Annotated in this window: 17 protein-coding genes; 7 read left to right on the top strand and 10 right to left on the bottom strand. The window is 42.2% G+C overall.

Translation table 11 applies throughout. The features are described from left to right. Positions 1 to 3: 3 nt before the first annotated feature. Positions 4 to 3,516 (bottom strand): ATP-binding protein, encoded by a 3,513-nt coding sequence (locus FQ084_RS10925; RefSeq protein ID WP_149490649.1) that lies wholly within the window; start codon positions 3,514 to 3,516, stop codon positions 4 to 6. Positions 3,517 to 4,190: 674 nt separating this feature from the next. On the opposite strand from FQ084_RS10925, the gene cysM reads away from it, so the two are divergent. From cysM to FQ084_RS10895, 6 genes are all read left to right on the top strand, one after another. After that, positions 4,191 to 5,177, top strand: coding sequence for a cysteine synthase CysM (cysM, locus tag FQ084_RS10920; protein ID WP_149490648.1), 987 nt, complete (start codon positions 4,191 to 4,193; stop codon positions 5,175 to 5,177). A 79-nt stretch (positions 5,178 to 5,256) separates the two neighbouring features. Continuing rightward, complete coding sequence (locus FQ084_RS10915) at positions 5,257 to 6,081, top strand: 3'-5' exonuclease (protein WP_149490647.1); 825 nt, start codon at positions 5,257 to 5,259, stop codon at positions 6,079 to 6,081. 77 nt (positions 6,082 to 6,158) lie between these two features. Beyond that, positions 6,159 to 7,700, top strand: coding sequence for a 23S rRNA (uracil(1939)-C(5))-methyltransferase RlmD (gene rlmD / locus FQ084_RS10910; RefSeq protein ID WP_149490646.1), 1,542 nt, complete (start codon positions 6,159 to 6,161; stop codon positions 7,698 to 7,700). Between the two features lie 395 nt (positions 7,701 to 8,095). Further along, positions 8,096 to 10,654, top strand: coding sequence for a RelA/SpoT family protein (locus tag FQ084_RS10905; protein WP_149490645.1), 2,559 nt, complete (start codon positions 8,096 to 8,098; stop codon positions 10,652 to 10,654). Positions 10,655 to 10,713: 59 nt separating this feature from the next. Then, complete coding sequence (gene mutM, locus FQ084_RS10900) at positions 10,714 to 11,700, top strand: bifunctional DNA-formamidopyrimidine glycosylase/DNA-(apurinic or apyrimidinic site) lyase (protein WP_149490644.1); 987 nt, start codon at positions 10,714 to 10,716, stop codon at positions 11,698 to 11,700. A gap of 326 nt (positions 11,701 to 12,026) precedes the next feature. Next, on the top strand, positions 12,027 to 12,467 hold the full coding sequence (locus FQ084_RS10895) for a hypothetical protein (RefSeq protein ID WP_149490643.1): 441 nt from the start codon (positions 12,027 to 12,029) through the stop codon (positions 12,465 to 12,467). Positions 12,468 to 12,554: 87 nt separating this feature from the next. On the opposite strand, the gene mscL is transcribed toward FQ084_RS10895, so the two are convergent. From mscL to FQ084_RS10880, 3 genes are all read right to left on the bottom strand, one after another. Next, on the bottom strand, positions 12,555 to 12,998 hold the full coding sequence (mscL, locus tag FQ084_RS10890) for a large conductance mechanosensitive channel protein MscL (protein ID WP_149490642.1): 444 nt from the start codon (positions 12,996 to 12,998) through the stop codon (positions 12,555 to 12,557). Between the two features lie 293 nt (positions 12,999 to 13,291). After that, entirely contained in the window at positions 13,292 to 15,139 is a 1,848-nt protein-coding gene (gene typA / locus FQ084_RS10885) for a translational GTPase TypA (RefSeq protein WP_149490641.1), read from the bottom strand. Positions 15,140 to 15,490: 351 nt separating this feature from the next. Further along, entirely contained in the window at positions 15,491 to 16,807 is a 1,317-nt protein-coding gene (locus FQ084_RS10880) for an OmpA family protein (protein WP_149490640.1), read from the bottom strand. A gap of 595 nt (positions 16,808 to 17,402) precedes the next feature. Between FQ084_RS10880 and FQ084_RS10875 the strand changes: the two genes are divergently transcribed. Then, positions 17,403 to 17,990 carry a Tfp pilus assembly protein FimT/FimU gene (locus FQ084_RS10875; RefSeq protein ID WP_149490639.1) on the top strand — a complete coding sequence of 196 codons (588 nt, stop codon included), beginning with the start codon at positions 17,403 to 17,405 and terminating at the stop codon, positions 17,988 to 17,990. 12 nt (positions 17,991 to 18,002) lie between these two features. On the opposite strand, the gene FQ084_RS10870 is transcribed toward FQ084_RS10875, so the two are convergent. The 6 genes from FQ084_RS10870 to lepB all read right to left on the bottom strand — a co-directional run bounded on the left by FQ084_RS10870 (position 18,003) and on the right by lepB (position 23,528). Then, positions 18,003 to 18,791: a pyridoxine 5'-phosphate synthase gene (locus tag FQ084_RS10870; protein WP_410477344.1), complete on the bottom strand. Its 789-nt coding sequence runs from the start codon at positions 18,789 to 18,791 to the stop codon at positions 18,003 to 18,005. Positions 18,792 to 18,868: 77 nt separating this feature from the next. Further along, a complete protein-coding gene (gene recO / locus FQ084_RS10865) occupies positions 18,869 to 19,651 on the bottom strand; it encodes a DNA repair protein RecO (protein ID WP_149490637.1) in 783 nt (260 codons plus the stop codon). 81 nt (positions 19,652 to 19,732) lie between these two features. Then, positions 19,733 to 20,698 (bottom strand): GTPase Era, encoded by a 966-nt coding sequence (gene era / locus FQ084_RS10860; RefSeq protein WP_262880749.1) that lies wholly within the window; start codon positions 20,696 to 20,698, stop codon positions 19,733 to 19,735. 428 nt (positions 20,699 to 21,126) lie between these two features. Then, positions 21,127 to 21,924 (bottom strand): ribonuclease III, encoded by a 798-nt coding sequence (gene rnc, locus FQ084_RS10855; protein WP_149490635.1) that lies wholly within the window; start codon positions 21,922 to 21,924, stop codon positions 21,127 to 21,129. A gap of 133 nt (positions 21,925 to 22,057) precedes the next feature. Further along, entirely contained in the window at positions 22,058 to 22,453 is a 396-nt protein-coding gene (locus FQ084_RS10850; RefSeq protein WP_149490634.1) for a DUF4845 domain-containing protein, read from the bottom strand. Positions 22,454 to 22,625: 172 nt separating this feature from the next. Then, entirely contained in the window at positions 22,626 to 23,528 is a 903-nt protein-coding gene (gene lepB, locus FQ084_RS10845; protein ID WP_149490633.1) for a signal peptidase I, read from the bottom strand. Positions 23,529 to 23,549: the final 21 nt, after the last annotated feature.

The raw sequence follows: 23,549 nt of genomic DNA, 5'->3' as shown, positions 1-23,549 counted from the left end.
GTCCTAAATCATTTTCCACGTCATATCATTTTCACTTAGACGATGATAATTGAGCTGCGGATAAGCAGATAAATCCAATGTTTGTAAGTTATTTAACGCGGTCAACAGCGCGTCATAATAAGGTTCAAGCATCGCAAATTGAGCGGGCGTGGTATGTTGAATATTCAATAAGCATTTATCCTCTAGGTCTTGGCTGGCCTGACGTAATTGCGGCACGCCCGTATAGCGACTGCCACCTAATATACGATGGGCGATTTGAGCAAGCGCACTACGGTTGCGACTCTCCCACGCCTGCGTCAATGCCTGCTTTTCATCATTGATGGTATCGAGCATCATAATGATCAGTTTGGCAGCCAAATCAGGCTTATTGGCTGAGCGCGTCAACGCATCTTGCCAATTTAAAATCTCCGAAGTATCAAGAGAATTTATGCCCAAGTCCGCATTGTTTTGCCCTTGTGCTGTATTTACAGTTTTCTCATCTTTGCCACTATGTGTCCTTTGATAGGGTGGATAAACCAATGATGCTTTGCCCTGCCCTTGATAACGCAGATTTTCATAGCGGGGCTGGGTCTCGCGCGGAGTCTCACGCGGAGTCTCACGCCTGTAGTCTTCACGCGGCTGACTGTCACGTAAATAGTCATCGCGGATTTTCTTTAGCGATAAAGGTCGGGTAATCTTTGCCGGACCCATCACTTCAGCATCCATATTAGAATAGGCGGCATTCGCATTAGAGTGAGCATGGCGGTTACTGTCATCGCCTCTCACCATAGGATAAGTCTTGGCTGTTAGGTCTGAATACGCTGTTGAAGAATTTTGCGTCAATGGATGGTTGAAATTGGGGCTTTGGAAATCAGAACTGGGCGAATTCACAGCATGTAAATCATCGTTCGTGAGGGCGGTTAATGACGGCACTGAAGTGGTACGGCCAAGCCATTTTTGTAGCACTTGTAGCAACTGTGGTTGGCTAATCGGCTTACCGACATAATCATTAATGCCGCTAGCAATCAGCTTCTCTCGTTCATCCGCTAAGCCATGAGCCGTTAAGGCAATAATAGGAATATGATGATCAGGTGTTTCGATATTACGAATTTGACGCGCCGCCTCATGCCCAGACATGCGTGGCATTTGAATATCCATAAAGATCAGATCAATGCTATTTTTGTGCGTCGTACCGCCTTTATCTTCTGCCGTAGTATCGTCAAGAGGTAACGATCCAACCGTCGACTTACTGACATCGTCACGGGTTTCGGCTTTAGATATTTGGGTTTTCTTCGACAGACTTTGTTTTTCAGTCTTAGCAGTTTTAATATATTTAGCTTGCTGCTTACTGATGATTTCTATCGCATCAAAACCACTACTTGCAGTAATGACATGAATACCAAGCTCGCTTAGCAGCGCATCAAGCACCAGTAAGTTTGGCAGATGATCGTCAACTGCTAGAACGGTGACACCCTTCCAACGCGGCTCTTGAACACCACTAGGAACGCTGCGCTTTTGCGTATCAAGCATGGCATAGAGCTGCCTTTTATCTAAGGGTTCATACAAAATATTGGCATGATATCGATTGAGCAGCGCTTGGTCAGCGGCTACTTGATAGCCAAATACCGCCAACTTACCCTGATAATGCAGACGAATCTGTTTGAGCAGCGCCATCATATCGTCTTGGGTATCATCATCAACGATAACCCAATCCCAATAATTGCCGCGCTCTTTGAGCGACTCAAGTACACCAGGCAAAGAGTTGGCTTGGGTGAGCGTAATCGGTAGATGTTGCAAGCTGGCTTTAAGCACTTGTATCGAAGCCATATGATTGATCCAAACCAACACATTAAACTCGTCAGTGTCACTGGCAAGCGGTGCTAACACCGGCAACTCAATGGTTTGTCCGGTCGCCGCCTCCAAGACATCGACATGTGCTGGCATTCGGAACCAAAACGTCGCCCCTTGGTTAGAGATATTCTCTTGTATATTATCGTAAAAACCGATATCACCGCCCATCAGACGCGTTAATTGTTTGGAGATAACCAGACCCAAGCCGGTACCACCATATTGACGCGTAATTGATGGATCGCCTTGGCTAAAGCTTTGAAAGAGCATTTTTTGGTCAGACAGCGAGATACCTTTACCGCTATCTTGCACGCTAATCATCAAATAATTGTCGCGATGATCGTCTAAGCTGACGCGCACGACCACATCGCCGCTATCAGTGAATTTGATCGCATTACCGACGATATTGGTCAGTACTTGTTTGAGGCGCAGGGCATCACCGTTGATGCGCATCGGTACATCATTATAAAACAGCACCGCCATGCGCAAACCTTTCTCTGCAGAGACCGGCGATAGCATATCAACCACATCATAAATGGTGTCATAAAGGTCAAATTCGTGCCGGTCAAGTACCAGTTTACCCGCTTCAATCTTAGAAAAATCCAACACATCATTGACCAATGCCAATAAATGCGCCGACGACTTACGAATCGTTTGCACGTACAAATCTTGTTCAGGGTTGAGCTCGCCATGCCGTGCCAGCAGATTAATAAAACCATCAATACTATTTAATGGTGTACGTAGCTCATGGCTAATATTGGCCAAAAATGCAGATTTTGCTTGGCTGGTTGAGATGGCAGCATCACGCGCATTACGAATAGAGATGTTTTGCATCTCCATCTCATCGAATGCCAAACGCAAATCATCCTCAGTTTGCTCAGCATGATCTTTCAAATCTTGGAAGCTGGCATGTAGACGGCGTAAGGTTTTGACTAAATCTTGCTGTAATAAATTCAGCTCACCATTTGATTCAACGGGAATGGGCTGATATAGATTTTCAGCATGGGTACGTTGTAATTGCAGGCGCAACTCGTAGATCGGCGCAATCCAACGTTTTGAATAGATGTTTAAACTTAACAATAAGATTAAAATAGTGAATAAACCAGTAATCGCCAGTGCCATCGCAATACGATAACGGGCGATATAAAGCGGCTCGTTATCCATATCAACCATGAGCCACAATTGCTGCCCGTCAAAATCGCCCAAGTTACTGCCGTAAGCCGTGCCAATAGGCGTTGGTTTTTGCGATAAAAAACGCTCTGATGACTCTATCAGCGGCCATGCCTCATCGATACCGTAGCCGACACTGGCCAGCACTTCATTGTTTTGATTAATAATCGCAATACGCTGGACATGCTGCTCAGACTGCATGCGCCCAAGCCTATCTTGAATACCTTCTAGCGTCGCTATCGCCACTTGCGATGTATTGTCTGTCTTACTTTTACTGTTGGCCGTTTTTTCCTGCTCTAGCTCTTGCTCTAACAGCTCAGGAATCAGATCCACAATTGCAGGCGTATAACGAATAAGCACTGCTTCTGCTAATACTTCTTGTTCAGAATTACTGGCGCGCATGGTTTCGTAAAATACCAAAATGCCGCCCACCGCTGCCAATAAACAAATCGGCAAAAACACCAATATAATCAGCTGACCATAAGCACTACTGGTATCAAAACGTTTTTTGTAAGCCATGCTGGGATTACTCTCCACTGATATTTGCAGAATAGATTTTTGCGATGCTTTTATTGATGCACCAGTATTAATGAGAGAATGAATACACTCATTAATAGAGCTATTAATTATCCATTGATAAATAAAGCCATCAAATAAAATTTGAGATTATCTTAACAGGATTCTATTAGAGGCCGTTAGCCATTCATTAGCTAAACGGTTCTAGTTAGCTTTATTGATTAACAGTCATCATGTAAAAGTGATGGCTGAGCAGTGCCTGCTAAACCAGCCGTTCTTAGCAGTTGATTTATCAATGAATATAAACAAACGAGCCATCAGCAATAAAATTTTATGCATTAAGCGCAGCTGAAAACAAAATGATATAATGACGCAACTTTTTATTGGTCATCATAAACACCTAACAGTCATGAGTGGTTGACCGATTATGGATGCCATCTTAAAGCATTATTATAAACGCTTGCTAAAAATGACGATGCAAATTACTGTCAAATAATAAAAACAATGCCTTAATGCTAAAGCCTTTATCGAATAAGCCAGTGTAGAACATATCGCTTAAGAAATAAGCATTTCAAACTTAAGCCATGACATATGAAAAATTAGCATCATTTAAAAACCATATTTAAGAAGCTTATTTTAACAACCATTTTTAAGACACTAATAATTAAGGATACCTTATGTCCGCTACGGCCCAGTCAAAAGCCAATTTTATCACGCAAATCACTGACCTTGCTGATTGCGTGGGTAAGACGCCATTGGTTCAATTGCAACGCCTGCCTGAGCAAGAGCAGATTACTAATGGGGCTGTATTACTCGCTAAGCTTGAAGGCAATAATCCTGCCGGTTCGGTCAAAGACCGTCCAGCGTTTAATATGATTTATCAAGCTGAGTTGCGCGGTGATATCAAACCGGGTGATATGTTGATTGAGGCCACCAGTGGTAATACGGGCATAGCTTTGGCAATGGTTGCTGCGATGCGCGGGTATCCTATAACCCTACTGATGCCAACCAATTCGACCCAAGAGCGTAAAGACGCCATGATAGCTTACGGTGCAACGTTAATCGAAGTCGACGAAGGCATGGAGGCAGCACGCGATATGGCGCTGCAGATGCAAGCGGATGGTAAAGGTATCGTTTTAGACCAATTTAATAATCCTGATAATAAACAAGCGCATTATCTGACCACCGGTCCTGAACTATGGCAACAAACGGATGGTAAAATCACTCACTTTATCAGCTCTATGGGTACCACCGGCACCATCACTGGCGTGGCGCAATACCTGAAAGAGCAAAACCCTGATGTTAAAATCATCGGCCTGCAGCCTGATGAAGAAGCGTCTATCGCGGGTATTCGCCGCTGGCCTGCCGCCTACATGCCCGGCATTTTTGAAGCCGACTTGATTGATGACATCATGGATGTCGATCAACATGTCGCCGAAGTCTATATGCGTAAACTCGCCAAAACTGAAGGTATTTTTGCTGGCGTCTCTTCAGGCGCGGCCGCATGGGCAGCCGTGGAAGTAGCAAAAGAAAATCCAAATGCGGTCATCGCCTTTATCGTTTGTGATCGCGGCGATCGTTATTTGTCGACCGGCTTGTATAATGTTACTGACAACGTTGTTGATAACAGCAAAATTAATGACAGCCTCGATAGTGCAAAATAAAAAGCATGAAAGAGAAAGTACGCACAATGCAAAAGTATGGGCTCTCCCATCATAAGCCAACAGTTAGGTAGGATTATTTATGTCAAACGCCCTTTCGTCCAAACCTATATTGGTCTTTGATATTGAGACGGTTGCCGATACCGATGCTGCCCGCCGTATTTATCCGCAATTGGCTGATCTAAACGATACCGATGCCTTAAGCGCGTTGACGGCAATTCGCATCCAAGAAGCAGGTCACGATTTTATGCGTTTGCCGTTGCAGCGTATTGTTTGTATTTCGGCGTTATATATTAAAGACGGTCAATTTTCTTTATTTTCTTTAACTGCCGATAAGTTTAGCGAAAAAGACATTCTTAGCAAATTCTTTCGCGCATTCAGTGATCTTGAAAAGCTGCCACAGCTGATTAGCTGGAACGGCTCGGGCTTTGATATCCCCGTGCTTATTTATCGCGCGATGCAGTATGACTTATCAGCGCCGTGGTTATTTGAAGAAGGCGAACGCATCAAAAACATGCGCTTTGATAATTATGTCAATCGTTTCCACAGTCGCCATCTTGATTTGATGGACAGGTTTAGCCAATACGGTGCCAGCCGCCGCGAAGCCATGGATGTCGTTGCCAGCTTATATGGATTACCCGGTAAGACAGATGTTGATGGCAGCATGGTTGGCGATCTGGTCAGCAAGGGTGATTGGCAAACGCTGTCAATATATTGCGAATCCGATGTGATGAATACGTGGCTGATATATCTGCGCTGGTTACGTTTAACTGGTCAATTATCCTCACCAGATTTTGATGCGTGGCAGCAGCAAAGCCGAGATTATTTAGCAAAATATACCCAAGCAGATGGCAGTCCACGCCATCAAGAATTTATTGCTGATTGGTCCTCTGCGCCAAGACCATAGCAGACGTCGTCATCAAAATGATGTCTTAAGAAACAGCGTCTCACTCATTTTTAGTTATTTATTATTAAGGCAGGTTTATGCAACCCACCGATTCAAGCACGTCTACCCTATTAGATACCCCTCAACAGCCTAACGAGACTCAGACCATTACCATTCCACCGAGCAAGAAAAAATCTAAACCGTCATCAAAAACGCGTCGCCGTTTAAAAGACGCTGAGCCACTACCCTTTACAATCGATGGCCTGTCACATGATGGTCGCGGTGTTGCAGTATATGGCAATGGTTTTGGTGAAGCGGATGGTCATATCGAAGATAAACATGGCAAAAAGATTTTTGTCAGCTTCGCGCTACCAGGTGAAAGCTCTTTAGTCAAAATTACCAACAGTCGCACCAGTTTTGAAGAAGGTGATGCCGTAAGTATTACTGCAAATCCAAACCCTGAGCGCGCGGTACCGCCCTGCCCGCATTTTGGCGTTTGCGGTGGCTGTAATCTGCAACATTGGCAGCCAGACGGTCAAATCACTTTTAAGCAATCTGTGCTTGCTGAAATGCTTATCCATCAAGCCAATGTCGAACCAGATCATTGGCTCGCACCGGTAGTTGGTGATCGCTTAGGTTACCGTACCAAAGCAAGATTGGGTGTCCGTTATGTCGCCAAAAAAGAAACTGCTTTGGTTGGTTTCCGTGAGCGCTCGAGTAACTTTTTAGCGGAATTAAATGAGTGTCATATCTTAGACCCGCGGATTGGTTTTGAGATTGAAAATTTAAAAGCACTTATTAGCACCTTAGAGAGCCGTGACAAAATTGCCCAGCTCGAACTAGCTATGGGTGAAGAGATGCCAGCACTACCTGATGGCAATCAGCCCGTTGCCCTTATCGTGCGTAATCTGGCACCATTATCAGATGCTGATATCGAGAAGCTAAAAACGTTTTTTGCAGCGCGCAACTGGCAGTTATATTTACAGTCAAAAGGTGCCGATAGCATTCAGCGCATTGCCTTGACTGAGAATGATGATATGAGTGAGCAGTTTGGGCGCTTGTATTATCAATTACCCGAGTATGATTTGACCTTTGAGTTTATCCCAACGGATTTTACTCAAGTCAATTTATCAGTAAACCGTCAGATGACCAAACTTGCTTGTGACTTATTAGACTTAAAAGCGGGCGAACGCGTATTAGATTTATTCAGTGGTTTGGGTAACTTCAGCTTACCACTTGCGCGTTTAGTCGGCGAAACTGGCTCGGTGGTTGGCGTTGAAGGCAGTGAAGCTATGACCGCGCGCGCTGCCGATAACGCACGTCGTAATGGAATTAATAATACTGAGTTTTATAGCCAAGATTTAACGCAAGATTGCACCGATAAACCTTGGGCCAATCAAGGCTTTGATGCGCTATTGATTGACCCACCACGTTCGGGCGCATGGGAGATCATGCAGTATCTGCCTAAGTTTAACGCCGAACGTATTGTCTATGTGTCTTGTAATCCTGCTACCCTCGCGCGCGATACCAAAGCCTTATTGGAGCAAGGTTACCGTTTAACACATGCGGGTGTGATGGATATGTTTTGTCATACCGGTCACGTCGAGTCAATCGCCCGCTTTGAGAAAGTTTCAGCTTAGTCGCAATTTTAAACGACTGATGTTGTTGAGCATGATGTTTTCAAAATCATAACGTTTATTTTTAACCGCATTGCTTTATTCAAAAATGGACTGAGCAATAAGGTGGACAATGCGTTATGTTATTGAGACTGACAGGATCATTACAGAGCCTTGCTTGATTTGTCATTGCAAAATGCGATAATGATAACTCATATACTTAGACTTTCTTAATCGAAATATCATGAGTGTGCGTACTCATGATTTTATATATTTTGTATACCTGTAATTTTATGGCTGCTAGAAATGGATTTTTAGCGGCTGAATTGATTTTTAGCGGTCATTTACCTATCGCAAAGTTTAATTTTGCATGACAAATGAGGCTATGATCAATTTTGAATAGCTAAGAGGAGCGGGCTATGGTAAAAATTCGTGAAGGATTACCGCTGGTAGATGGACAAACTACTCAAGCCGATAGCGCAACATTGGCAGCACAGCTGGTCGCGAGCCAACGCTCTCATCAGTCTGCCAATAGCTATGCCCAAATTCCACTCGATATTAAGTATCAGCTGTCCACTCACAAGCTGCATACCACCTTTGATCGCTCTGCTCAGTATGATTATCATAGCCATGACCCGAACCTCAACAATGAGTATTTAGACAGTCAGCTTCTTGATAATACCTCAACACTTTCAACCAAAGAGCTTGAAGCGATTGATTTAGATCAGATAAATATCGACGTCCCTACTTGGCTTGATAATGTCGCAAAGCGTATCGGCCAAGAGTCTGTGCCTAACCTTAGCGTTGCTTGCGAATTTATCCGCAGTCATATGAATACCAGTGAATCTGAGCGCTCAGGTGCTTACATCACAGGTATTGCGATGACCGATATCCTGACCTATCTTTATCAAGATGAAAATGCACTCGTCGCGGCGATGCTGTATCGCAGCGCTCGTAAATCGATCATCAGCTTAGCTGAGATTGAAAAAAAATTCGGTGCTGATATCTCAACCTTGGTCAAAGATACCTTGGCAATGGGGAAGCTGTCCGAAATCATCGAAAGCAATAAGCGCTTAGAAGATCATTTCGTCAATAACCAGCGTGATCAGCTCTCCAATATTTATAGCATGCTCATCTCTGTCACCAATGATGTGCGCGTCGTGCTGATTAAATTGGCCGAGCGTACCTTTGCCATGCGCGAATTGACCTTCTCAAATGAAGATCGGCAATATCGTGTCGCGCGCGAAGTCATGACTATTTATGCGCCATTGGCACACCGACTCGGTATTGCTCAATTAAAGTGGGAGCTTGAAGACCTAGCGTTTCGCTATCTTGCGCCTGAGCGCTATAAAGAGATTGCCAAGCTATTGTCAGAGAAACGTAGCGAACGTGAGTCCTATATTCAGCGTGTACAAGACAAGCTCAATGCAGCCTTAGCAGAAGCCAGTATCGAGGGCGAGGTTTCTGGACGCGTTAAACACATCTACTCTATTTACCGAAAAATGAAGCTAAAAGGTTTATCCTTTGATCAGCTTTATGACATTCGCGCGCTGCGAGTATTGGTCAACAACCCTTCAGATTGTTATCACGTTTTAGGACTGGTACACGGTTTATGGCGCTATATTCCTGAGCAATTCGACGACTATATTACCAACCCCAAGTCTAACGGCTATCGGTCGCTCCATACCGCAGTCATTGCCGAAAACAAATCACTTGAAGTACAAATTCGCACGCACGAGATGCACTTTGAAGCCGAGCTTGGCATGTGTGCGCACGTCAACTATAAAGAAGGTTTGAAAAATAAAAAAGATAACTATCTCAACCAAAGAATCAGCTCATTACGCCAGTTACTTTCTATTAATAATGAGACGCGCAATCAGACGCGCTCGACATCATTAACAGGCGAAGAATTAGAAGAAATCGAATTTGACGAAGATGAGCAATTGGTTGATTTTGACGAGCTTGAGCGTATTTATATTTTTAGTCGTGATGGCGATATTACTGAGCTGCCAAAAGGCGCAACCGTACTGGATTTTGCTTACTATGTGCACACGCAAGTCGGTAACCGTGCCCAAGCGGCGCGCGTCAATCAGCGTTATGTACCGCTGACTTATCAATTAAAGACTGGGGAACAAGTTGAAATCATCACCAAAGCATCGCGTGAGCCTAACCGTGATTGGCTAGTCGCCTCGCTTGGTTATATCCATACCAACCGCGCGCGCTCAAAACTGCGTCAATGGTTTAATAAACAAGACCGCGATAAGAATATCGAGATAGGCCGCCAAATGCTCAGCAAAGAGCTTGAGCGTTTATCAGTCCATCCCAATAGTATCGATTTAAACGACTATACTCAGCATTTTAATGTCAATAACACTGATGACATTGTCGTCGGTTTGGTGACCGGTGATATTGGTCTCAACCAGCTTACCAGTCATATTTCTCGTCAGCTGCATCTAGAGCCTGAAAGACCTGAAGAAGACTTTACTCCCAGTATCGATACACGGGATGTAGGAAAACTTGATGCCTATAAAATCCATATCGATGGTTTAGATAATATCGAAATCAACCTAGCAGGCTGCTGTCATCCCGTCCACGGTGAACCCATCGCAGGCTATATTACGTTGTCGCGTGGCGTCAGTGTCCATAATCGTGGCTGCCCCGAATATCTGCGCTTGATTGAGCGTGACCCTGAGCGCGAGATTGATGCCGCTTGGACAGTTAAATCGAGTCGTTATCAACCGGTAGATATTCATATAGAAGCTTATGATAGGCGCGGACTACTGCGTGATTTGACCCAGATTATTGATAGAGAAAACGTCAATATTCGTCAAGTTGAAACATTGAGTAATGATGACAATATCGCTTTTTTAAAATTTCATATTGAAGTATCAGGGCTCGCACATTTGTCTAAATTACTGGCTAAACTTGAGCAGCAGCATGGTATTTTACATGCCCGCCGCGCCGTTGCTGTCAATTAAGTCGGTAAAACTTTCCAACGACACCTTTAATTCATAATAAAGTTTTCATAAGAAATACTATGCCTGAGTTACCCGAAGTAGAAACCACCAAAACCAGCCTTGCACCACTTTTAGGTCAACAAGTGACCAATATCGAAGTCTTCCAACCTAAGCTACGTTGGGCGATGCCTGATGATTTAAGTCAACTAGTTGATTACACTTTAGATAGCGTCGAGCGCCGAGCAAAGTATTTAATTCTTAATTTCGTTCCACTCATTGCTGCCAATACCAGCGCCCCTATCCAACCTACAAACTTAGCACCACGCCAACTTTTGATTCATTTGGGTATGTCAGGTAGCTTACAGCAACACAGTTATGGCACGAATAAGCGCAAACATGACCATTTAGTGGTGACTTTCAATGGCGCTGATGACACCCAAACACAGTTGCATTATTATGACCCTAGGCGCTTTGGGTCCGTGTTATGGTTTGAAGATTATGGCCAGAAGCTATTAGATCATTTGGGTCCTGAGCCGTTATCGGAAGCATTTACCGCTGATTATTTATATCATCTCATCCAGCGCTCAAATAATCCTAATCAAACCTCTGATGATAACGCGACTATCGAAAATAGCACTAATAAATTGGCTGCGAATAAAGCTACTGCCAGTAAGGCTACGAGTAGGCAACCTATCAAACGCGCCATTAAATCCGTCATTATGGAACAACAAATCGTTGTCGGTGTTGGCAATATTTACGCGACTGAAAGTCTCTATTTATCAGGCATTCATCCTGCAACGCCAGCTCATGAAGTATCGTATGCGCAAATAGTTACTTTGGTTGACCATATAAAAACGATTTTAAAAAAGGCGATAGCCCTTGGCGGGTCCACATTACGCGATTTTACGGTCGCCAGCGGTCAAACAGGCTATTTTCAACAAACCTTAAATGTCTATGGCAGACAAGGCGAAACTTGTCCACATTGTGACACGCTATTAGAAAATATTAAGCTCAATGGACGTGCTAGTGTTTATTGCCCTACCTGTCAACCAATCAACATTGATTAGACAATGGTTAATAAGGCTACAAAGTATCAAAATGATACCGTAGCTAAGTTAGCTTACACCATTATTTACAGTAGCTAGTAAATCCATTTAAAATCGCTCATACTAAAAACGCCCTATTAATACACATCTCCTGCGCATTTTTGTTGCTTATTAGCGTACATCTTGCTTTAATAGCCCTTATATTTACATAAATAGTGCAAATCGTTTATGTATCTGTAATATTAAAAATACCTATCGTTGTCGCATTATTTCTATAGGGAATTTGTCTCTGTGTGGAAATAGCAGCAGCTATTAATCATACTACTTATGAGTTTTAGGATATTATTATGAGTGCTCCAGCTAAAATGAAACGCACCGCTAAATATAAGTTACTGACCATGATGGCAAGCGTAAGCTTAATTTTTGCAAGCATGCAACCCGCTTTAGCAGCGATAGAAATTGATGAAACTGATTTTGGCCCCTCTTACGAGACTATGGCGGTAGATACTATTGTCGGGAAGCCATTACAGTTAGTAGCCGCTGTAGCGGGAACAGCCGCTTACCTTGTGAGCTTACCCTTCTCGCTGATCGGTGGCAATGCTGATCAAGCGCAGCAGAAATTATTTGTTGAGCCATGGGATGCTATGGGCCGCTGCTTAGGCTGTACGGTTGCTGAAGATAATTATTATAAATCACAAGCCGTTGATAATAATGTCGTCCGTATCGTTGTCGATCGTCCTTCAGAGATTTTAATCAATACGAATGACTATGTGGTAGTCACACCATAGGTTGCACGCTTCGAATTCATCAATTGACAATAAAAAAGGCTAACTTCTCGTTAGCCTTTTTTATTCTAGTAAGCAAATTGTATGGTTTTATTTTGTTATGTGATTATTACTAAGCTTAGCACTAATCTCACGAAGCAGTTGCACCTCTTCAGACGGCTCTTCTATCGCTTCTTCTACCTCATCTTCACGGCGTAATCTATTAACCATTTTGACCATCATAAAGATAATAAACGCTAAAATCAGGAAGTTAATAAGTACGGTGATAAAACTACCGTAGGCCAATACTGGCACACCCGCTGCTTTAAGTGCATCGTAAGTCATGGCAACGCCTTCAGGAGCGTCTCCTAATATGAAAAACATATTTTTAAAATTGATTTCGCCACCAGCAATAAAAGCCACAATTGGCATAATAATGTCTTCAACCAAAGACGTTGTGATGGTTGCAAAAGCGCCACCGATGATGACACCAACTGCTAGGTCCATCACGTTACCTTTTAAAGCAAACTCCTTAAACTCAGATACCATACTCATAATGTCACTCCTCAAAAGTATTATCTATGGTCAGATAGATAATTAGTTAAATAGTTAATCTTATTGAAAGATAACATAAGAAAACCTAAACAAACCAATTCGATTGATTAGTTTTTTATTGTATATAAAAGATAGGCGCAAAAAAAAGCAATATAAAGTGAATCATAGTTGACCCACTCTATACTGCTAATTATAGCGCTCATTCAATACAAATAAAAAAGGTCTTTACTAATATTGAATACTTCTCTCAATTCTTAACAAAAATTATGATTAATATCATTTTTTGTCAGAAATTAAGCACCTTTCTTACGACCATGACGCTTACGCTCGCTTTCCGTCAAATAACGCTTACGTAAACGAACGGCTTTTGGCGTTACTTCTACTAGCTCATCATCTTGAATAAATTCAAGTGCTTGCTCAAGAGTAAACTTAACCGCTGGGGTCAAGGTCAACGCTTCATCAGTACCACTTGCACGAACGTTGGTCAACTGCTTAGCAGTCGTCGGATTCACCGCCATATCATCGTTACGAGAGTTAAGACCAACGATCATACCTTCGTAGACTTCAAGCTGTGGCTCAGCAAATAATTTGCCACGTTTTTGCAGATTAAATAGTGCAAAACCTAAGCAAACGCCATTTGCCATAGAAACCAATACGCCGTTAGAGCGGCCACCAACATCACCAATTTTTTGTGGACCGTAATGCGAGAAACTTGAAGTCATGATACCAGTACCCGACGTCAGTGTTAAAAACTCTGAACGGAAACCAATCAAACCACGCGCTGGCATTGTCGCTTCAATACGCATACGACCTTTATCATCAAGCTCCATATTGGTCATCTCGCCTTTACGTAAGCCGATTTGCTCCATGATTGGACCTTGATGCGCATCTTCAATATCAAATACGACGTTTTCATATGGTTCTTGTAGCTTACCATCGACTTCTTTAACGATAACTTCTGGACCAGATACGCCAAGCTCAAAACCTTCACGGCGCATATTTTCGATCAGCACCGATAAATGTAGCTCACCACGACCTGATACTTTAAATTTATCAGGAGACTCAGTATCTTCTACACGTAGTGCAACGTTATGAATCAATTCACGCTCAAGACGCTCACGAATATTACGTGACGTCACAAACTTCCCTTCACGACCAGCAAATGGTGAGTTATTTACTTGGAAGTTCATCGATACGGTCGGCTCATCAACCGTCAAGGCTGGTAACGCTTCAACATGGTTAGGATCACAGATAGTATCTGAGATATTAAGCGAATCGATACCAGTAATACAAACGATATCACCCGCTTGCGCATCTTCTACTTCGATACGATCTAGACCGTGATAACCCATAATTTTCAGAATACGACCATTACGCGTTTTACCATTTTTATCAACGATAGTCACTGGTGTATTGGTTTTAACTTTACCGCGCTGAATACGACCAATACCGATAACACCAACGAAGCTGTTATAGTCAAGGCTAGAGATTTGCATGCGGAACGGTGCATCGGCATCAACCTGTGGAGGCTGTACGACATCAACAATGGTTTTAAACAGCGGCGTCATGTCATCCGCTAAGTTGTCTGCTTCTAAGCCAGCAATGCCATTTAGGGCTGAGGCGTAAACAACTGGGAAATCCAATTGCTCATCAGTAGCACCTAAGTTATCAAACAAATCAAAAATTTGATCCATTACCCAATCAGGGCGTGAACCAGGACGGTCAATTTTATTAATAACAACAATCGGCTTTAGACCTTGTTCGAATGCTTTTTGAGTCACAAAACGCGTCTGTGGCATTGGGCCGTCAACACCGTCAACCACTAATAAAACACAGTCAACCATTGACATAACACGTTCAACTTCACCACCAAAATCGGCGTGACCTGGAGTATCAACAATATTAATACGGTATTCAGTGCCATCAGTATCATCTGTCCAGCGGATGGCTGTATTTTTCGCTAAGATGGTAATACCACGCTCTTGCTCAATATCACCTGAATCCATTGCACGTTCAGCAATGTTTGCACGATCGCCAAAAGTACCAGATTGGTGTAATAGCTTGTCAACCAAAGTGGTTTTACCGTGGTCAACGTGGGCAATAATTGCAATGTTACGCAGGTGTTTGATATCGTTCGCCATATAAAATGCTCGTTTCGTCTTAAAAAAATGCAGTAGCAGTAAGCGCCGCTGGATAAACTGTTACCATCAACCAAATAGACATGATTACTTTATGATTAGATGACTGTGCAATAGGCACAATCGATCAATTTTAATAAAATCAAATACCTATGCTGATAAATCCATCGTACAGATAGCTATGCTAATGTACACTTTGTCAATTTACAAAGTGTTTGGGTGGCTAGTATAACATTATTGCACCATTAATTTATGCAATAACTCACTTTTCTCAACACATAAATAAAAAAAAGCCACCCAAAGGGTGACTTTTTTTGTAACTAATTACTTTATGACATAATTAGTAGCTATTACTTATTGAACAACCATATCTTTAGTTTGTTCAACAGTCATGGTTTTGTCACCAGTAATGATGGCATAAACACGACGGTTCATAGCGCGACCTTCTTCAGTGTTGTTGTCAGCGATTGGTTGGTCATAACCATAACCAACTGTTGATAGACGATTTGGCTCGATACCAAATTCGTTAGTCAACATAGATTTCACAGCAACAGCACGAGCTTCAGATAAACGTTGGTTATAACGTGCTGAAGGACCAGTCTTAGAAGCATGACCTTCTACACGGGCTGTAGAGTTAGGATACTCACGCATCTTCTCTGCTACTTTAGCGATTTCTGGCTTGTATTGGTTTTTGATAGCTGATTTGTCGTTATCAAAGAATACACGTAGTTCCATTTTCAGTTCATCAGTAATATCTACTGGTACTGGGCAACCGCGCTCATCAACAACTACGTTCATTGGAGTGCCTGGGCATGCATCGATGCTATCAGGTACACCATCACCGTCAGAATCAAGATCAGACTCAACAACAACGATTGGCGCAGCATCAACGTTAGGCTCTTGCATTGGCGGAACAGCTACTGTAGGTGCTAAATGGCCACCAAGTACAACTTCTAGACCGGCCAAAGCCATGCCTTCCCACCAGTTGTTATCAAAGTTATGAATCGCACGAGCTTCACCACGTAGGCTTAGTGCATCGTTGATACGATACATAGCACCTAGACCTAGGTTACCGATAGTATCTTTAGAGCTCGATACTTCAGTACCTGCTTGTACAATTTCACCAGTGTTATAACCAGCAACTGGAGATGCAGCTCTATAAGCTTCTTGGTTTTCTACTTTGATCTTAGACTGACCAGCACCAACCAAAACGTATGGCTTTAAAGGACTATCAGTATAACCAGTAAACTCTTCTGTACCGATTAAGAAGTTACCAGAAAGCATGGTTTGTTCTACGTCAAAACGGTTAACACCTGAAACTGCAGAATCTTCAGAAGCTTCGCCATTTGCGTTAGATACACCATATTCAACTTGGAATTGCGTAGAAGGAGTTAGTTCGATACCTAGTGCAGCACCAGTATACAGGCTGCTCTCTTTAGCCACACCGCCATTGTTGTTACCACGTGGCTCATTTAGCCATTCAGTACCATTTGCATCTGCATACAGGTTTTTACCTGTACGAAGAATGTCACGCTGTTTATCAGCTGTGTCACTAAAGTCTTCAGTAAAGTGATAACCAAGTAATAATGGGCTAATAGTAACGCCAGCATTGGCTGCTAAAGGAGCTGCTGTTACAGCAACCAGAGCTAGAGCAATTTTATTTAATTTCATGGACTTCCTCCAAAGGATAATTTTAGTAATGCGTTAAGCATAACCGCTTTTCAAGATGCTCTAAAATGTACATCTTTTACAAATTTTAAGTGACAAAGCAAAACCAATTAAGGAGTAGCTTAGCGATTATCAATGCAGTTTACAACTTTTTTCGTTAACCAGCTACACATTATTACACGATAATGTCATAACTAAAACACATTAGTCAGCTGAACTTACTGAGAACTAACACACCTTACAGTTTTTATCTTTTGTATGTTAGGTCACAACAGATGATGAAACGAATCATACCTATTGTTTCAACTTATTTTAATACAAATCATTTATTTTCTCTATTGATAAAACTAATGATTCACGAATTGAAACATTTTTTGACAGTAGACATATATTTAGTTTATATTCATATTAGCAAACATTATTCCACTCTACGGTTAAGTGATTAAATTTGACCAGATTTTATACATTATTAATATTTTAGATATAAGGCTAGATACTAGCAGTCAAGTATAAATTAAGCATCACTAATGACATTAAAACGGTTTGCTCAGTTATATTTTTTATATTTCCATACCTTTTATATAGGCGGCAGTCCATCATGATGGAATCATATAAAGTATCGTCAGGTAAACGAAAACACCTTCAAACATATAATCAGTATGGCTTTAACTTAGTGGAACTGATCGTCACAATCGCGGTCTTAACTATCGTAGCAATAATTGCTACGCCTTACATCCTAGCGCAATTAGCCCGCATGGAAGCAAAACGTATTGAAGGTCAAATTGAAAATACGCTAACATTGGCTAAAGCGGAAAGTTATATCAGGAGACAAGACTTACTAGTTTGCCTATCTAACAATGGTGGCTTGTGTCATAGGGACAGTTATAAGAAGTTATTATTATTTCTAGATACAAACAATAATAAGAACTTTGATTTAGGAATTGATGATCTGCTAGAAGAACAAGCGTTAGATCCCAAATACAGCACACTATATTTACGAGTGGGAAATAATCGTCATTACACTAAGTTCTGGGGCGATAGCGGTAAGCCTCGCGGGCATTTCGGGCATATTAAATATTGCCCGACCTCAACCTATAATAAAACCATGTATCAAATCTCATTCAACCAAGGCGGCCTCATTACTTATAAGCCCAACGAGAACCACCCTACTGGCTGTGGGCAATGAGAAATGACAAGGTTAAGCACCTTGGTGCATTGCAGATTTCATCATAATAACCGCCTGCTCTAATCCAACAAAAACGGCATCGGCAATAAGCGCATGTCCGATATTTAGCTCATATATACCGTCAATTTGGGCAATCGCATGAACATTCTCACGTGTCAGACCATGACCTGCATTAATCAGCATATTACTATTGGCATCTTGGGCAGTCCGCACGGCTTGTTTAATCCGCGTAAGCTCAGCATTCATCCTATCAACATTAGCGGCTAGACCTGCCTCAGCGTAAGCACCGGTATGCAGTTCTATTGCATCAGCACCGCAATTCACCGCTGCAGCAATCTGTTTGTCTTCTGGATCAATAAACAAAGAAACCTTGGTATCTACCGCTTGTAATTTGGCGATATATTCAGTCAACCAAGGCATCTGTCCTGCGACATCCAGACCGCCTTCGGTAGTCAATTCAGCACGCTTCTCAGGCACTAAGCATACCCAAAACGGCTTAACCTGACGAGCAATCTCTAACATTTCAGTCGTTGCTGCCATCTCCAAGTTCATTCTCGTGGTCAGCTGTTCAGCAATCTCATACACATCGGCATCTTGAATATGACGGCGGTCTTCACGCAAATGAATCGTTATGCCATCTGCCCCTGCCTTTTCACATAAAAGAGCGGCTGCCAATGGGCTTGGATAGCTGACACCTCGTGCTTGGCGTAAAGTTGCTACATGGTCAATATTTACCCCTAGTAGAGGCTTTTTTAAGCTGCTCTCTAAGGTTTCCTTTAAGTTAGCTGTCTGTACTATCATGGTGTTAGTCATAAAAAATCCTTTCAATAATATCCAGATCATTTACTAAAAAGTGGGGTATAAAACCTTTACAAACCCTAAGATTGATAGCGCTGTTGCTGTTGCCAAAGCAAACGACTTTGTAATGGCTGGTAATCAAGCAGATGATCAATCAGTTGTCGATGTAAACGTGACCAAGTGTTAAGCGTATCAGCAGAAATACCCTGCTCTACCATCACTAAAATCTCACTACCTTTGAAAACAGCTTGCGCTATTGCGTTTTCGTTATCATCGTTAAGGAAAATCGGCACCAAACCGACATCAGGCAAGAATCGATAAACGCAGTCAGACTCAATTGGCTGATAAAGGCTGTCATGCTTTAATGTTAAAGCAAAGCCCAACTCATTGAATAAATACGTCTCAAATTGGCGCAAACACAAACGCAACTCATCAGCAGTTAAGGGCTGCTTAAGCTGGTATAGGCTGTTTTGATAATGTTGCCACAATACTGGCATAGGATCTTCAGTAGCTAATAGCCGCCACAATATTTCATTTAAATACAAGGCGGCGTATTGATGTTGCCCACTAATACTCTCGTGATGCAACGCCTCTGCTAGGTTCGCGTTATTGTCCTCTGGCTCTGAAAAATCTTGCGCTATAAAACCTTGAACCGCGCTTAAGGGGGCAATATTAATCTGACTGAATGTTTTTAAATCACGTTTACCGCTCGCAAAGAGTTGCAATGGCATAAAGAGTGGCGCGCCTTTTTTGCCAACCCCATGAATCACCCCATGTTGCTGAGAAAACAAATAGTATAAGGCACGTTTTTCTTGGTAAGGGCGCTGATGTAATAAATAACCGATTAACGCTTCGTTACGCATTGATTATTACCTCAGCAATGATGATATGAACGCATGGCGATATAAATGCCTGATCACCATGCTATTTCCGTTAAGTCACTATTAATATCCCAAACTGGTTAACGCTCGCTCATCATCAGACCAGCCACGTTTCACTTTCACCCACAGTGTCAACATGATTTTTTTATCAAACAGCTGTTCCATATCTTTACGCGCATCCATGCCCACTTGTTTGATACGCTGACCTTTATCACCAATCACGATCGCTTTTTGCCCACTGCGCTCGACATAAATGGTCGCATCAATAAAGGTACAAGCTTTACGGGGACGACCTGTTTTTGGATCTATATGCGCCGCCTCGTCTTTAAAGCCATCAATCTGTACCGTCAAATCGTATGGCACTTCATCACCCGCGCTACGCATTATTTTTTCACGTATAATTTCACTTGCTAAAAAGCGCTCTGAGCGATCCGTAATCTGCTCGGTATCATAAATAGGATCAGCGATGGGCAAATGTGATGCAATCACTTCTTGTAGACGATCTAAGTTTTGATTCTTTAAAGCAGAAACAGGGACAATGTCAGCAAAATCGAAACTGTCATTAAAGGTTTCGATCAGTGGCAACACGCTACCTTTATCTTTTAAGGTATCGGCTTTATTAATCACCAATACCACGGTCAGATTGGTATCGCCAAGCTTCTGGAGGGTTAATAAGTCATCATCGCGCCATTGGTCTGAATCAACCACAAATAAGACCAAATCAACATCAACCAGCGCAGATACCGCTGCTTTATTCATGCGTTCATTGATAGCGCGTACTTCATTGCGATGAATACCTGGAGTATCAACAAAGACCGCCTGCATTTCATCGTTAGACAAAATACCATGAATACGATGGCGGGTCGTTTGTGGTTTACGCGACGTGATAGAGAGTTTTTGACCCAATAAGTGGTTCATCAAAGTTGATTTACCCACATTCGGGCGACCAACAATGGCAACATAACCAGTTTTAAAACCATCAGCCCTGTGCGCATTGTTATTCGGTGAAAAAAACTCTTCGATGGCCATATCATTTTCTAGTGTATTGCTTTCTAACGTAGCGTCTTCTGAGCTATCAACATTTAGCTTAGCATCATTTAATCTAGCGTTATTTAATTCAGCATTGTTTTGCGCAATGTCATTCTGTTTACTGTCATTTGCTTCAGCAATATTTTGAGTTGAGCTCGTGTTTGTGTTTTGGGTCATATTTTTGGCATTATCTTCATTATTTAATGGCAAGTCATTGTGATTGCTCATGGGTTAATCCTGTGGGCGTGGTAAGCAGCCCTGCTGCTAGATAGGTTTATCGATTAAAGCAGCAAGACGGTTATCAAGTTAAGAATATGGGTATTAATCTAGTATAGTTGATATTTCAAATATTGAGTGCTTGAAAAAATGGATAATTAAAGACTTAGTGTTTCTAACATGGGCTTGAAAAACAATCTTTATCAAATAAGTTACGAGCGTTTTTTAGGCTGACCTGGCAATTTATGCAACTGATTAATCATCAGCTCTGCCGCTTTTTGCTCAGCGATACGGCGACTCTCGCCAGATTCAGTAATATCAGGACAGTTATCAATATTTACCTGACAGCGCACCACAAAAATTTGATGCGGGGCATTGCCACGGGTTTCCATCAATTCATAATGCGGCAAATCAAACTGCTTAGATTGCAACCATTCTTGTAAGCGGCTTTTGGCATCTTTGAGCGCTTTTTGATCATTGACATTATCAATAAGGTCACCATACCAAGAAAGCACACAATCACGGGTAATATCCATATCTTGGCTGTCTAAATAAATCGCCCCAATCAGTGACTCTACCGCATCTGCTAAGATAGATGCACGATTGCGCCCGCCACCTTTACGCTCACCAACTCCCAATATCAGCTGATTTGACAGCTCTAGATTTTGCGCAATAATGACTAGCGATTCTTGTCGTACTAAAGTCGCGCGCATACGGGTCAAACGACCTTCGTTTTGCGTCGGATAACGGTGGTATAAAGCTTCACCGACTATCATACCTAGTAGCGCGTCACCCAAAAACTCTAAACGTTCATAGTTTTTCTTACTATCAAATGAGCGATGGGTAAGCGCCAGCTTAGGCAGACTTAAATCATTAAACACATAACCCAACTTGCGCGTTAATATCGCTAACCGTTGAATAAATTCTGAGCTAATAATAAGCGTGTCATCAGACATGCTACTTTTTTGGTGATTAGGAATCGCCTGAGGATACTGCGAAGTTGGTTTCATGCGTGGCTTGTGATTATCCCTTTTGTTGCATTAATAAATGTGACGAACTGCTATTACTCTAAAATAGAGCTCAAAAAAAACTTCAAAAAATCAAAATTCAACAAACAGTCTTTTCTATGATATAGACTAGTAATTATTCGGCAGTGGTTGCATCAATGTCACCTTCGAAGCGATTAACGATATCGATATTACCAAAAAGTTTATTGGTGGTTTCATACTTCTTATGGATAGCAAGCTGACCTGTCTTTTTATCGGTAAAGGTGAAAACCTCTTCTGCTTGCGTATCATAATCAGCATTAATAGAAAGCTGCTTATTCACACGCTCCACAAACTGTTTGGCTGTTTCTTTATTAGCATTGGATTCTTTAAGCTGGGCGCTTAACGTTTTAGTCAGCTGGTAATCACCAATCTGCGCCGGTACGATAGCGACGATCAATTTAGCAGCCACACCCAAAACGATAATGATAAAAACGATACTAGTAACACTAGCACCACGTTGCGAAGACAAACCAGATAACTGTTGCACCATAATACCTCTCAAAGCGTAAGTTGCTATAGGTAAACCGCCATACTTTCAAAAACCATACTGTTACCATCACTATTTAATAGTCGATAGTAACAGGCAGATGGCAGTTTATTAGATAGCCATAATATTAGCACAAACTATTATCGGTAAATCAACCTTTAGCTCATCCATGATACTAATCAATACTGCCGTTACGTTTAAAAGTTGGTAAGTTAAGACCAGGTGGTTTATGCATCCAAATATAGACCGCTTTACCGGCTAAGTTATCATCAGGAACGAAACCCCAAAAACGTCCATCGGCACTACGATCGCGGTTATCACCCATCACAAAGTAATGACCTTCTGGCACACTGATACGCCACTCTGTCCCTTCAGAGCTCACCACTTCTGGTGATTCCTGCTGTAAAAATGGCGCATATTGTGCACTATTCATATTAGGTAAGTAGCGAACCAAGTGTTTATTGTCCCCTTGAGTCTCTTCGAAGTACTGCGCTGCGCTTTCTTCCTGCTGACCCATTTGTACAGCATTGTCTTCAGTCAACACTTGCCCTGGTCCAACTTGTCCTGCTGGGTATAGCTGTGACGTTAGCTCGACATCAGCATTGAAATCTACCGCTTTGGTAGGAACAGGTATATCATTGATTGCCAAAGTGCCTTGATTATAACTGACAGTATCACCGGGCAGACCAATCACGCGCTTAATATAATAAATACTTGGGTTTTCAGGATAGCGAAAAACCGCCACATCGCCATGCTCAGGCGCGCCTGTATCAAGCACCTTATTATAAGTCAGCGGTAGGCGCACCCCATAGGCATATTTATTGACCGCGATAAAATCACCGGTATAGAGTGTCGGTACCATAGAAGATGAGGGAATATTAAACGGCTCAATCAGGAATGAGCGCACAATCAACACCACCGCTAACACAGGGAAAAAGTCATATGCCCAGCGTACCAGCAAGCTTTCTTTACCGCGCCCACGAGTTTTACGTTGTTTAAGCGTCAGCTTATCTAATAGCCAAATAATACCCAAACCAATGGTTAATGGTACTAAAATCAAATTGAAATCAAAATCCATACTTATTTGCCTATTAGCGAG

This window comes from Psychrobacter sp. ANT_WB68, assembly GCF_008369115.1.
Classification (GTDB): domain Bacteria; phylum Pseudomonadota; class Gammaproteobacteria; order Pseudomonadales; family Moraxellaceae; genus Psychrobacter.
This window is presented reverse-complemented; position numbering and strand designations above follow the sequence as displayed.